Here is a 12,503-nt window from a genome sequence, read left to right on the forward strand (position 1 = left end):
CACATCATGCCGCGCCCAATTTCCGCCACTGTCTCCGTTTCTGCCCTTGCGCACAATCTTGCCGCCGTGCGCCGCCACCTTGAACAGACCGCCGCGGCCGTCTCCGGACTGCCGCCTTCCATCTGGGCGGTCATCAAGGCCAACGCCTACGGGCATGGCATCGAGCAAGCAGTAACGGGGTTTTCCAAGGCGCAGGGTCTGGCGATGCTGGACCTGGACGAAGCCGTGCGCTGCCGCGAAGCCGGGTGGGGCGGGCCCATCCTGCTGCTTGAAGGCTTCTTCAACCCGTCGGACCTCGACCTGATCGATCGCTATCACCTCAGCACCACGGTGCACAACCGTGAACAGCTGGATATGCTGGCGCGCGCGCGTTTCGCCCGCCGGGTGGACATCATGCTTAAGCTCAACAGCGGCATGAACCGGCTGGGCTTCAGCCCCGCCGCCTATCCCGCCGCACATGAACGCGCCGTGCTGCTGCAACAGCAGGGCACGGTGGGCTCCATCGGCAAAATGACCCACTTCGCCTGCGCCGACGGCCCCCAGGGGGTGAGCGAGCAGCTGGCCGTATTTAATTCGGTGACGCATAAGCTGCCGGGCACGATCAGCGTCTGCAACTCGGCGGCCACGCTACGTTTCGCCGACATCGCCGTCGGGTCGCCGACACAGACCCATTGGGTGCGTCCCGGCATCTGCCTGTACGGCGCGTCACCGTTCGCCGACGCCGATGCCGCGTCGTTCGGCCTGAAACCGGCCATGACGCTCAGTTCCGAGATCATCGCGGTGCAAGAGCTCAAGGCCGGAGATTCCGTCGGCTACGGCGCCATCTTCCGCGCCGAACGCGCCATGCGCATCGGTATCGTCGCCTGCGGCTATGCCGACGGCTATCCGCGCCACGCCACGACCGGCACCCCGGTCGTCGTGGCGGGCATCCGTACCCAATTGGTCGGCCGCGTCTCCATGGACATGCTGATCGTCGACCTGGATCCCATTCCGGCGGCCGGCGTCGGCGCGCCCGTGGTGCTCTGGGGCGAAGATGGTCCTTCCGTCGACGAAGTGGCCCAGGCCGCCGGCACGATCGGCTACGAGCTCCTCTGCGCCTTGGCGCCTCGCGTCCCGGTCACCCGCGACGCTTGATCACCCGGGTTTTCCGTCTGTCGGCCGGGCCAGACGGCTTCCGTTCGGGAGTGTCCGGCGTGCAAAAATTGCTACGCAATTTACAAGACAGCCGACGCCGGATGGTGTCTACTTGGAACACCGGGCGCTCAAGCGCCCGTTTTTGACCCAGAAAACAGACTGCGAGGTTTCCACCCATGAAGGACAAATGCGTGCTCATTACGGGCGCCACGAAAGGCATCGGCTGGGCGCTTACGCAGCGGCTGTCCGACATGGGCTGTCATGTGGTCGGCATTGCGCGCAACACCACCGACGTCGATTTCCCGGGATATCTGTACGCCTGTGATCTGGCCGACGCCGGACGCACCGAAGAGGTCCTGCGGGAAATCCGAGACAAATTCCCGGTCGACGCCGTGGTCAATAACGTGGGCGTCGCGTCGCCGCAGCCTTTGGGCGAAATCGATCTGGCCACGCTGTACAACGTGCTGGACCTGAACGTGCGCGTCGCGGTGCAAGTGACGCAGGCTTTCGTCGAATCCATGAAAGTGCGCCGCGCCGGCCGCATCGTCAACGTGGTCAGCCGCGCCATCTACGGCGGCCTGGACCGCACGGCCTATTCCGCCGCCAAGAGCGCGCTGGTCGGTTGCACCCGCACCTGGGCATTGGAATTGGCCGAATACGGCGTCACCGCCAATGCGGTCGCGCCGGGCCCGATCGAAACTGAATTGTTCCGCGCCACGCGTCCGGCGGGCAGCGATGGCGAAAAGCGCGCGCTGGCATCGGTGCCCATGAAACGGCTGGGCACGCCGGCCGAAGTCGCCGCCGCCATCGCTTTCCTGCTGTCGGACGATGCGGGTTTCATCACTGGCCAGGTACTGGGCGTGGACGGCGGAGGCAGTCTGGGCGGACGCTCGTAAGCCGGTACGGGACGGCGGCGCTGTTCCTCTCCGCACTGCAATTCGAACAATGGGATTACCCATGAGGTCGTTTGTCATCCGGGACTCGACCTTGCGGCGATTCCTAGTCGCTGGCCTGCTATCGCTGGCGGCCGCCTTGCTGCCGGTCCGGGCCGCCGAGCCGCCCGGGCCGTTCCAGCTGACGTTGCAAAGCCAAGTGCATTGGCAGCATGTCACCCCTGCGATTTCCGAAAACGACTGGGTCTGGTTGCGCGAAAAGCGCGAGCTGGTGCTCGGCGTCGTCGACAAGGCGCAGGCGCCTTTCGAAATGGTCTACCGCGACGGCACCTACAAGGGCATCAACGCCGACGTGACCTCGTTGGTGGCGCAACTGCTGGGCTTGAGCGTCCGGCTGGTGGCGTTTCCGGATGATCAGACCGCGCTGGCGGCGCTGACCGACAGGAAGATCGACCTGCTCGCCGGAGACTTGGCGCACGCCGCGACGACGGGCTTGTTGCTTAGCGCGCCCTATGTGACCGACAAGATCGCGGTGTTCCGTCGGACAAGTGAAAACCGAAAATTCCGTCCCGATTTGCGCGGCATGACCGTTGCGGTCGCGGGCCCCGCAACGGTGGCCGAAGCCTCCAGGCGTTATCCCGACGCCAAGATCATGGAATACGCCACCGACGACCAAGCCATCGCGGCGCTGGGTTTCGGTCACAGCGACGTCTATTTGGGGGGCGTGCTGACCGCCTATCACCGAATCAACGGCGCCTTCTACGGTTATGTCCAGTTCGACCGTTTCACGGATATGTCGACGCCGTACCACTACGCGTTGAACGCCGCCGACGCGCGTTTGCGGCAGGTCATGAACGAGGCCATCGCGGCGATCGACAGCGCGTTGCCCGAAATTACCCGCAGTTGGGCGGGCAGCGGCTTTATCCCCGATGCCCGGAACATACCCTTTACCCCGGACGAGCTGCGTTGGATTGCGCAGCATCCCCGATTGCGCCTGGTCATCAACGACGACCTGGCGCCGATCGCCTTCTTCAATATCAATGGCCACTTCTCGGGCCTGGCGACGGACCTCCTGGAAATGGTGTCCTTCCAGACCGGGCTGACTTTCGACGTGGTCAGCCGCCGGGGCAGTTTTCCCGCGCAGATCGACCTGATCCAACAAGACGGCGCCGACGTCGGCATCATGACCGTTACGGCCGAACGGGAACAGTCCCTGCGCTTCACGAAGCCCATCTCCCTGGATCCGCTTGTCCTCGTCATGCGGCGTGGCGCGCGCGAGGGGGGCGTGCCGCCGGATCCGCGCCGCATCGCCATTGCCGAGGGGCATTTCGCAAGCGGGTTTGTCGCCGAGCGTTATCCCCAGGCCACGATTACCCACGTCGGCTCCTCGCTGGACGCGCTGCACAAAGTCGACATCGACGAAGCAGACGCCGCCGTCATGGCATTGCCCTCGGCGCGTTACTACAACGGTCGCTTGTTCGGCGACCGCCTGGTCGTGAGCGATATGCTGGACCTTCCGCCTGTCGGCATCAGCTTCGCCGTGCGTCGCAGCGATCCAGAACTGCAATCGATCCTGGACAAGACGCTTGCCGGGCTGACGCCCTATCAGATCAACGCATTCAACAATCGTTGGAAAGCCATACCGGGCATGACGGGCGAGACCTGGCGCGACTATGCCGTCATCATCGCCGAAGTCATTGCGGCCGCGGCCTTGCTCTTGCTGATCGCATTGGCGTGGGCGGTCTCCTTGAGACGAACCGTGCGCGCCAAGGATCACGCCAAGAAGCTGCTGAAAGACCAGCTGCAGTTCGTCAGAACCCTGATGGACAGCATGCCGCCGCCGATCTACGTGCGCGACACCGAAGGGCGCATGCTGGCGTGCAACCGTAGCTACCTTGACAGTGCGGCGCTGGAGGCCGAAGACGTGCTGGGCAAGACGGCGCTGGAAATGCCCAGTGGCGCGTTCGAAGCCGCCGAAAAGTTCCATGCGAACTATCTCGAGGCATTGAAGACCGGCCGAAGCGCGACCGGCGTGCATGCCGTCCGGATCCATGGCAAAGAGAGCTGGATCCAGCACTGGATCCAGCCTTTCCAGGATTCCGCCGGCGTGAACGGCGGGGTGATCTGCGGGTGGATCGACATTACCGAGCATCGCAACCTGATCCAGGAGATCGAAGCCGTAAAAGATCAGGCGCTGGCGGCCAACCGGGCCAAGACGACCTTCCTGGCGACGATGAGCCACGAGATTCGCACGCCGATGAACGCCATTATCGGCACGCTGGAGCTCGCGCTCAAGCGCGCCGATGCCAAGCCCATCGACCGCCACAGCATCGAGATCGCTTTCGCCTCGGCGCAAAGCCTGCTTGCGCTGATCGGAGACATCCTGGATATCGTCCGGATCGAATCCGGGCGCTTGAGTCTGACGCCCGGGCGCGCGAATCTACGCGAACAGGTGGAATCCGTGGCGCGGGTATTTGAAGGGCTTGCCCGCCAAAAGGGCCTGAGCCTGCTGCTGGAAATCGATGCCGAGGCCCAGGCCGACGTGCTGATCGACGCATTGCGATTCAAGCAGATCTTGTCCAACCTGGTGGGCAATGCAATCAACTACACGGACTCGGGGTTCGTCAGGGTTCGTGTGCAGGCTGTGCAGACGGAAACGTCGGTCTTGCAAGTCAGCGTCGCCGTCGAGGACACGGGGGTCGGGATTAGCGCGGAAGACCAACAACGCCTGTTCCGGCCCTTCGCCCAGGTTGACGGGGGCGAACGGGGCGCTGGCGGAACGGGGCTGGGTCTCGTCATCAGCCGCTCATTGTGCGAAATGATGGGCGGACGCCTGACCTTGTCGAGCGTCCCGGGGCGTGGCACGACGGTCTTGGCGGAGTTGCGCTTGCAGATCCTTGACCCGGTCGCGGCGCCGGCAAAACCGGCGCTGCTGCCGCCGGGAAGCGAACGCGTCTTGCAGATCCTTGTGGTGGATGACCATGCGGTCAGCCGGCGCATCTTGACTCAGCAGTTAACGTTTCTGGGCCACGATGTGCAAGAGGCGCCGGACGGGATCGCGGCGCTTGCCCGATGCGCGGCGCATCCTTTCGACGTGGTTTTCACCGATTTCCGCATGCCAGGCATGAGCGGCGCCGAACTGGCAAGGGCCATCAGGCAAGGGGAACAGGAACGCGGCGAAGTCCGGGCCTTGATCATCGGCGTGACGGCGGACGCCCAACCGGACGAGATCGCACGTTGCGTGCAGGCGGGCATGGACGAATGCCTGATCAAGCCTGTGGGGCTGGACGCGTTGGCGGCGCGGCTTGCGGGCATCGTCCCGGAAAGCCGCGATCCCGTCGACGCGCGGCCGGACGCGCCCTTGTTCGACTTGGGGCCATTGCAGGAAGTCTCGGGCGGCAATCTTGGTCAGCAATGGCTGCTGCTCGACGAGTTGGTGCGCGCCAACCGCGAAGATGCACAACGGCTGGCGGCTTTTGCTTCGGCGGGGCGTGTCGGGCAGATGGCGGAAGTCGCCCACCGTATCAAGGGCGCGGCGAACGTGATCCGGGCGGAAGGCGTGGTCCAGGCTTGCACCGAGCTTGAACATGCCTGCGGCGCCGGACGGGCCAATGACGGGGCGTTGGCGCTTGCAGTCGAACGCCTGCAATCGTCTTTGCGTCAATTGGAGCAAGGGTTGGGCAAGCTGCGGGGCAGCCAGCGCGGGTAGCGCAGTTAGTACAGCCGGTACAGCAGGTGCCGCTAGTGCAATGAGCCGGGCGGGTGCGTCCGGCAGTAGCCCAGGAATTGCACCTGGTCCATCGGACGGGCGTACAGGTACCCCTGCGCGATTTTGCATCCCAACTGCTGCAGCTGCTTTCGCTGTTCCAGCGTTTCCACGCCTTCCACGACCAAGGCCAGGCCCAAGGCTTCGGCCATGCTGGCGACGCCGCGGATAACGGCGGCGGTGCGCGGCTGGATTTTCAGCCGCCGGACGAAGCTGGCATCCAGCTTGATCTGGCTAAAGGGAAAGGCGCATAAGCGGTCTAACGACGAATAGCCCGCGCCGAAGTCGTCCATGGCCAGGCCGCAACCCATGACGCGCAACCGGACCAGGTTTTCAAGGATGGCCGCGGGTGTGCTTTCAAGACCGTCTTCGGTGATTTCCAGGGTAATGTCGCTTGCGGACAGCTCACGCTGGGCCAGCGCGTGCTCTATGCCTTCCGTCAATAGCGGCGACGCCAGCTGGGACGGGTGCAGATTGAAGGCCAGCGCGGCAGGAGGGTGGATGCGTTTCTGCTGTTGTTGAAGTTCCAACCCTTGCTCCAGCATGCACCAGAACAGGGGTTCCATCAGGCCGTGGGTCTGCATCGCGGGAAGGAAATGCGAGGGGGGGAGCACGCCGTGGCGTGGATGATGCCAGCGCGCCAGCACCTCGGCCTCTACCAGTGATTCGCCATTGATACTGACCTTGGGCTGGTAGTACGCCTTGAATTCCCCGCGGTCCAGGCCGTGCCGTACCTCGCTTGCCGGAGGCGGCTCGACAAGCGCGGAATGTGCGCGTCGACGGCTGCGCTGGAATGTTGCCAACAAGGCGGTCAGGCCGTTGATATCCAACGGCCTGGCCAGTTCACCCAGAAAATTCAGGCCCAGGCATTCGATCATCGCCGCTGACGCCTGGCACAGCGCCGGATCCAGCGCGCTATTGAGAATGACGGAATGAACCAGCCGGGCGTTGCCGGATTCCCGCAGAAATTCCAGGCCATCCTTGCCGGCCATCTGCAAGTCGCAGATGGCGATGTCCACGCCGCCGCAGGCCTTTAGCACCGACAAGGCTTCACCGCCCTCGGACGCCTCGTATATCCTGCCCGCAATGACGGATCGCAGGGCGGTGACCACCATCAGCCGCTGAAACGGGTGATCTTCCAATACCAGTACGCTAAGGTTCTTCATTGAACGCTTCCGGAGCGCGCGCCTGCCGTTCAGTCATAGCTGAACGAGAAGGTCACGGTGGCGTTGATATCGCCTTGGTTGATCGTCCTGTTGCTCAGCGCATCGGGTTCACCCCGCAAGAACGCATTGATGACGATATCGTTGGCGCCGGAGGAAAGCGTGTCGATGGCAGTGGGCTGGTCCAGCGGGACGGCGACGCCGCGCTTGGTTTCCAGGCCGATCGCCACGCCGGTGGCGCCGCCGGCGTTCAAGTTCAGGTGTCCGGGCAGGACGGCGTTGGGCGTCCCGCTCAATGTCACCTTTATTCGGGTGCGGCCTTCGGTGATATCGCAGTTCTGTAGATGCAGCGTGATGGGGCGGCCGGCGCTACGGCCTTTGGAATAGATTGCGCTGGTTGCGACGCCGCGGAAATTCAGTTCGCTTGCGCTGTCGGCCGGCGCCAAAGTGCAGGGTTCAGCCACCAGCCGCCCCGAAAAAGACATGTTGCTCTGGCCAGCGGCTGGAGCCTGGGCCGACGCGCTGGATGCTGCCATTGCGGCCAGCAAAGCCGCCGTTATTGTGATGGTCCGCATGCGTGGCCCCTTAGTAAAGTTCGGCGATCAATAGCGCCGTCGCTTCGAATTTGTCTTCGGGCAGGCGCGATCCGCTTCTCTTCACGGGCACCGCTTCCAAGAGGGGGGGGCGGTCCCGGTCAGTCATTTCGATCTCTCGGGGAACATTCAGCGTAAACGCCTCGTTGTTCAGTCGGATTTGAATGCCCAGGTCTTCGATGGAGGTTTGCACGGCGGCGGAGTCGAATGTCGTATCGGCCGCGACAATGGTCATCCGGACCCGCCATGGGGCGCTGCCCGGGCACTGGATCTGATAAGGAATGACTTGCTGGTAGTTCTTGCCGTCGATCTTTTCAATGCCGATGTTGGTCTGGAATACCACGTTCATGCGCCCGCCCTTATCGCTGACGGTACATCCCGGCGTGATGACGGTTCCGGTGAATCGCATGTTCTCTTCGGCGGCGGCCGGGAACGGGCAAGCCGCCAGCAGGGCAAGCAGCGCGAGCGCGCTGGATAAACGTAGGGCTTGGGACGAGTTCATCGGTACTCCACTATCAGCGTGGCGCCGACGCTGAATTGGCCAGGTTCGATATCGCCTGCGGGATCTTTCACCAATACCGCCTTCAGTCTCGGAGGTTTCGTGCTGTCGAAATCGAACCATTTCTCCAGGGCGACCGGCGTGCTGCCGTCTTTCAAGGCAATAGCCAAATGGGGATTGGAAGCAATGCCTAAGAGCCCGTCGCCGAAGCCAGCGAGGCTCCCGGTAATCTGCATGCGAAGTGAATTCGTGGAGGCGTTGCTGCAATCCATTCCATAAGGGATATCCTTGGTCAGGTACTGGCCATCAACTCGCGTGGTCAGGACCTCGCCGAACGGCACGTCGATCATGCTGCCTTGATTGCCGTTGATGACGCAGGGAATCGGGGCGAAGATCTTTCCCGTGATGGCGATGCGGGTCTGGGCCGATACGGGCGCGGCAAAAGCCAAGCCAACGGCCAGAGCGGCCAGCGACCGGCGGCCGGGTTGATAAAACGGGCGCTTAGTCATAAGTCAGGAACAGATTGATATAGGCTTGAAAATACCCGGGCCGCAGGGGTGCGGACGTGCGTTCCGGTGTGACGTAGTAGGTCAGGACCGCATCCCCGGGCGTCACGAACCAGGCGCGCGTCTGCTGGCCCAGCGCAATGCGCCGCCGATTAGCGTCGCTCAAGCGCAGGCCGAATCCGCTTGCACCGCGCACGCCCACCAATTCCGGCGTATCGGGGTCCGCTTGCGCCCGGAAGGTGACGCCGATGACGGGCTCCGACCCGCTCCAGGCCAACGCTCCGCCGTTTTCCTCGCGCCTGCCGCCTTGAATTCGGACGCAGCCACGCAGTGTCAGCTCGACCGCGACGGGCACGCCTTGATCTCCGGGCCGTGGCAGGTCGGCGGTGCCGATTTCACCTAGCCTGACTTCCTGGTAGGCCGAACGCATGTCCAGATGGCACGCGCTTTCCAATAGGGAGCCGACCACGTGGAATTGGGCATGCACGTCGTCGGTATTGTCGAACTCCGTGGCGACGGCCGTGCTCGGGATCGCGGCGGCAGCGTAGATCAGGGCGGCGCATAAGCTGGCGCCGGCGTGTTGCTTGTAGCGGGGGGCTCGGGTCATGAGTAGGCCTGGCAGCGTTAGGGGGGCGATCAGTTGCTGACTTGCTTGGCGGTGCACTCCTGCCCGGTGCATCGGAACTCCAGCTTCGGGCGGCCGCCATAGTCATTGATGTAAGTCAGCACGGGAGCGTCGCCCAGGCTGCCGGCGCTGACGTTCAAGGGGGCTTGCGAACGCGGGGCAACCATCAGCGGTTCAAAGCTTTCGATCGACGCGCCGCCCGTGCTCTTGGAGGCGTCGATCAACGTGACGTAGTAGGGCGTGGGATTGTCCACGATGTATTGATCGCCCTGGCGCATCAGGCGGATGCCGGTTTGCCAGGGGGCCGCCGACGCACCGGACGAAGCGTTCAACGCGGCGGGGCGATAGAAGAGCTTGACGCGCGTCTGCAGCGCGATCTGCAAGCTATTGGCCTGATCGCTGCGCGGCGGGACCTCGCGTAGATTGAAATAGAAAAGGGATTCCCGGTCTTGAGGCAATTGCTTGGCTGCGGGCAACGCCTGGATCTTCACCTGGCTTCGGGAGCCCGGCTCAAGCCGCTGCAGCGGCGGCAGCACCACCAGGGGGCCCGTAATCTTCTCGTCCTGGTCGTTCTCGATCCAGGCTTGCGCCAGATAGGGCAGTTGATCGTTCTGGTTGCTGATGTTCAGGCTGACGGACTTGTCCTGGCCGGAAAAGATGATGCGCGTCCTGTCCAGGGATACGGCGGCCCAGGCAGGCTGCGACGCGAACAGGCAGAGCAGCGCGGCGGATGCGAATGACTTCAAATTGAATGGGGTCATGGTATGGGGGACTCTTTGGAGGTTGAATGTTTCGTTTTTGGATCGGTTCGGCGCCGTGTCTTACGACGTGGGGCGGCAGAGAAAGCGTTCAGGCGGCCCCTCGGCGGCATCCATCTTGGGAATGTCGAACGAGCACTGCGGCTTATCGTTCCACTGCAACGTCATGGTTTCGCCGGGCTTCATGCCGCTCAGGTAGGTAACCCCTTCCTCGCCGACGATGCCCGTGGCCTGATTTCTGCTGTTGCGCACGGTGACGCCAAACGGAGGATGCGCGCCATCGCTTAGCTGGATCGTGGTCATGGCCTTTTCTCCGGAAATCAAATCCAGGGAGCGGTAGCCGATGGCGCCCTCGGTCAGCGTCGCCTGCACCACGGATTGAGTGGCTTCGACGTCATCGGCAAGCGCGTCAAGGTCGATGCTGGCCTGGTTGCGGTAGTAGCTGTTGACGTCCGTGATCACGGCGGTGCCGAACATGTTGGAATTGGTCGTGGGGCCGTAGCCGCGCACCGGTACGCCGGCAACCCCGTTGGTGTCGATCATCAGGCGGGTACCGCCCACCACGGATGTCCGATGCAGGGCGGCACCCTTTGCGGTAACGGTGGCGCCACCCTGCATGGACAGGCCCCCAGAGCTGTAGGCGCCCGCTTCATGGCTGACGCTGGCCACGACCTGGGCCATTGAACCTTCGTGCGTCAGGTAGCCGCTGGCTTTTCCGCCGCCGCCCGCGCCTGCGCTGACCATGTAAGAGTTGCGATCGTCCAGACGGTCGTAGTAGCTCACGTTGTGCGTGGCGTTGCTGCGATCCACCGACGCGCTGTAGCTGACGGACGCGCTGTTGCCCAAAGGAATGCTCAGTGACAGGTACGCGCCACGGTCCGATGCGCCGTCGGACTGGGTTCGGTAGCCGGTGACCGACAGGCTCAGGTTCTTCAGGCTGCCCAGGTTGAAATAGCGGGACGCCGACACGCTGTAGCGGTCGCTTGACCGGCTGTTCCAGTAGGTCTGGTGGTTGTAGTTGGCATAGACGCTGGTATTGGCGTCCCGGAATTGCTTGCTGAGCGTGGCGGTATACATGGCTTTGCTCTGATTCAGCGGCGTGCCGCCTTGGCGGGCGTCGACAAACTCGTTCATGGTCATGAAGTCGCGTTGCGAAAACCGATAGCCGGCGAACGTGACCTGGCTGTCGAAGTCTTCGAAGCGTTTGGAATAGCTGGCGCGGTAGGACTTGCCGGAAAGAACGCGGCGGCCCGGCAACGTGGCGCGAGATTGCGTGACGTCAATGGACAGCGCGCCGAACGCCATCAGGTCCCGGCCTACGCCGACGGCGATCGCGGTATAGTCTTTCGCGCCCAATCCGCCGCCGTATAGCGACCAGCCGTTGCTGACGCCCCAAGAGAACTCGCCCGACCCGAAGGCGGGCCCGTTCATGCGGTGGTTCCATTCGGAAGGCTTGCCTCCGGCGAATTGAAACCGCACCGTGCCCGGACGGGTCAGGTAGGGGATGTTGGCCGTATCAACTTGAAATTGCTGGGTGGTGCCATCTTGCTCTTCCACGCGCACATCCAGTTTGCCGCTGACTGCATCGTTCAAGTCCTGGATGCGAAAAGGGCCGGGGGGCACTTGGGTGTCGTAAAGCACGCGACCCAGCTGCCGCACCACGACACGCGCATTGCTGCGGGCAACGCCCGAGATCTCGGGGGCGTAACCGCGCAGGTTGGGCGGCAGCATGCTGTCGTCGCTGGTCAGGCTGGCGCCCGTGTAGCGGAAGCTGCCGAACAGATTCGAGTTCAGGTAGTCTTCGCCCACGATCAAGCTTGAGCGCATCGAGGGGATGGCCCGCATGGCGTAAAAACGGCTCCAGTCGAAATTCTGGCGGCGCGTTTGCCCCGTGGTGCGGTCAGACTGCGCTTGCCAATCGGCGCGCATGCGCCAGGCGCCCAGGTTCATGCCCAGCGTGCCATAGCCGCTAAGGTGGCTGGTGTTTCCCTGGCCGCGAGCGCGCCTGGTGGACAGCGCATTCAGGTTGTAGTCCACCAATACGCCGGAGATGCCTTCATCCCAGCGTGATGGCGGGTCCCAGTTGGCGGCGCTGTACTCGAGTTCCGCTTGCGGAACGACCACATACAGCCCCGAGGTGCCAAGATCGGCGCGTGCCGTCATGCCGGGAACGCTGTCCGTATTCAAGCATTGGCCATCGTTCCACCATGTCAGCCCTCGTTCGGCGCTTGTGCGCAAGCCCAATTGGGCCACCACATCCGGCGACAGGCAGACTACGCTGCCCTTGGGGTCGCCTTCAGGCGCCAGGAACGCGATGTCGTTGTCGTTCAGCTGATTCTGATTGACGTGAAGGGTAAGGTTGTACGTGCCGGGCATGATGTAGTTCGCCCGCGAAAACACGCTTAAGTCGAGGTTTTGCCTGTCCTTGATGTCTAGGACGTCCGTATTGAACTCGAGCTCTTCTGCAGCTTCAGAGGCGCAAGCGACCAGCATCAAAACAACTATGTTCAGCACCCTGAAACGAATCACGTGTACGGCGTCCTTTAGCGTTTCAACAACAATGTGG

10 protein-coding genes are annotated in these 12,503 nt (G+C 63.2%); 3 read left to right on the forward strand and 7 right to left on the reverse strand.

What is annotated here, in order from left to right:
• The first annotated feature begins 6 nt into the window (after positions 1 to 6).
• From alr to ACI0FO_RS20735, 3 genes are all read left to right on the forward strand, one after another.
• Positions 7 to 1,134, forward strand: coding sequence for an alanine racemase (gene alr, locus ACI0FO_RS20725; RefSeq protein ID WP_416029703.1), 1,128 nt, complete (start codon positions 7 to 9; stop codon positions 1,132 to 1,134).
• A 176-nt stretch (positions 1,135 to 1,310) separates the two neighbouring features.
• Positions 1,311 to 2,030: an SDR family oxidoreductase gene (locus tag ACI0FO_RS20730; RefSeq protein ID WP_416029705.1), complete on the forward strand. Its 720-nt coding sequence runs from the start codon at positions 1,311 to 1,313 to the stop codon at positions 2,028 to 2,030.
• Between the two features lie 61 nt (positions 2,031 to 2,091).
• Positions 2,092 to 5,736, forward strand: coding sequence for an ATP-binding protein (locus tag ACI0FO_RS20735; RefSeq protein WP_416029706.1), 3,645 nt, complete (start codon positions 2,092 to 2,094; stop codon positions 5,734 to 5,736).
• Between the two features lie 32 nt (positions 5,737 to 5,768).
• On the opposite strand, the gene ACI0FO_RS20740 is transcribed toward ACI0FO_RS20735, so the two are convergent.
• Genes ACI0FO_RS20740 through ACI0FO_RS20770 form a run of 7 tightly spaced genes read right to left on the reverse strand, consistent with a single transcriptional unit; the run spans position 5,769 to position 12,466 of the window.
• Positions 5,769 to 6,959 carry an EAL domain-containing response regulator gene (locus ACI0FO_RS20740; RefSeq protein WP_416029708.1) on the reverse strand — a complete coding sequence of 397 codons (1,191 nt, stop codon included), beginning with the start codon at positions 6,957 to 6,959 and terminating at the stop codon, positions 5,769 to 5,771.
• A 29-nt stretch (positions 6,960 to 6,988) separates the two neighbouring features.
• Positions 6,989 to 7,531, reverse strand: a complete 543-nt coding sequence (locus tag ACI0FO_RS20745; RefSeq protein ID WP_416029710.1) for a fimbrial protein — start codon at positions 7,529 to 7,531, stop codon at positions 6,989 to 6,991.
• 10 nt (positions 7,532 to 7,541) lie between these two features.
• Positions 7,542 to 8,051, reverse strand: coding sequence for a fimbrial protein (locus ACI0FO_RS20750; RefSeq protein WP_416029712.1), 510 nt, complete (start codon positions 8,049 to 8,051; stop codon positions 7,542 to 7,544).
• Positions 8,048 to 8,557 (reverse strand): fimbrial protein, encoded by a 510-nt coding sequence (locus tag ACI0FO_RS20755; protein WP_416029714.1) that lies wholly within the window; start codon positions 8,555 to 8,557, stop codon positions 8,048 to 8,050. The genes ACI0FO_RS20750 and ACI0FO_RS20755 overlap by 4 nt, the downstream gene beginning before the upstream one ends.
• Positions 8,550 to 9,161, reverse strand: a complete 612-nt coding sequence (locus tag ACI0FO_RS20760; RefSeq protein WP_416029716.1) for a fimbrial protein — start codon at positions 9,159 to 9,161, stop codon at positions 8,550 to 8,552. The genes ACI0FO_RS20755 and ACI0FO_RS20760 overlap by 8 nt, the downstream gene beginning before the upstream one ends.
• Before the next feature lie 29 nt (positions 9,162 to 9,190).
• Entirely contained in the window at positions 9,191 to 9,940 is a 750-nt protein-coding gene (locus tag ACI0FO_RS20765) for a fimbria/pilus periplasmic chaperone (protein ID WP_416029718.1), read from the reverse strand.
• A gap of 60 nt (positions 9,941 to 10,000) precedes the next feature.
• Positions 10,001 to 12,466, reverse strand: a complete 2,466-nt coding sequence (locus tag ACI0FO_RS20770) for an outer membrane usher protein (protein ID WP_416029720.1) — start codon at positions 12,464 to 12,466, stop codon at positions 10,001 to 10,003.
• Positions 12,467 to 12,503: the final 37 nt, after the last annotated feature.

The sequence above is a fragment of the Achromobacter marplatensis genome, from assembly GCF_049060505.1.
Classification (GTDB): Bacteria; Pseudomonadota; Gammaproteobacteria; order Burkholderiales; family Burkholderiaceae_B; genus Achromobacter; species Achromobacter marplatensis_A.

Bases quoted from the DNA above. Each gene is read 5' to 3' on its own strand.
- alr (WP_416029703.1), top strand. From the start codon at position 7: ATGCCGCGCCCAATTTCCGCCACTGTCTCCGTTTCTGCCCTTGCGCAC.
- ACI0FO_RS20730 (WP_416029705.1), top strand. From the start codon at position 1,311: ATGAAGGACAAATGCGTGCTCATTACGGGCGCCACGAAAGGCATCGGC.
- ACI0FO_RS20735 (WP_416029706.1), top strand. From the start codon at position 2,092: ATGAGGTCGTTTGTCATCCGGGACTCGACCTTGCGGCGATTCCTAGTC.
- ACI0FO_RS20740 (WP_416029708.1), bottom strand. From the start codon at position 6,959: ATGAAGAACCTTAGCGTACTGGTATTGGAAGATCACCCGTTTCAGCGG.
- ACI0FO_RS20745 (WP_416029710.1), bottom strand. From the start codon at position 7,531: ATGCGGACCATCACAATAACGGCGGCTTTGCTGGCCGCAATGGCAGCA.
- ACI0FO_RS20750 (WP_416029712.1), bottom strand. From the start codon at position 8,051: ATGAACTCGTCCCAAGCCCTACGTTTATCCAGCGCGCTCGCGCTGCTT.
- ACI0FO_RS20755 (WP_416029714.1), bottom strand. From the start codon at position 8,557: ATGACTAAGCGCCCGTTTTATCAACCCGGCCGCCGGTCGCTGGCCGCT.
- ACI0FO_RS20760 (WP_416029716.1), bottom strand. From the start codon at position 9,161: ATGACCCGAGCCCCCCGCTACAAGCAACACGCCGGCGCCAGCTTATGC.
- ACI0FO_RS20765 (WP_416029718.1), bottom strand. From the start codon at position 9,940: ATGACCCCATTCAATTTGAAGTCATTCGCATCCGCCGCGCTGCTCTGC.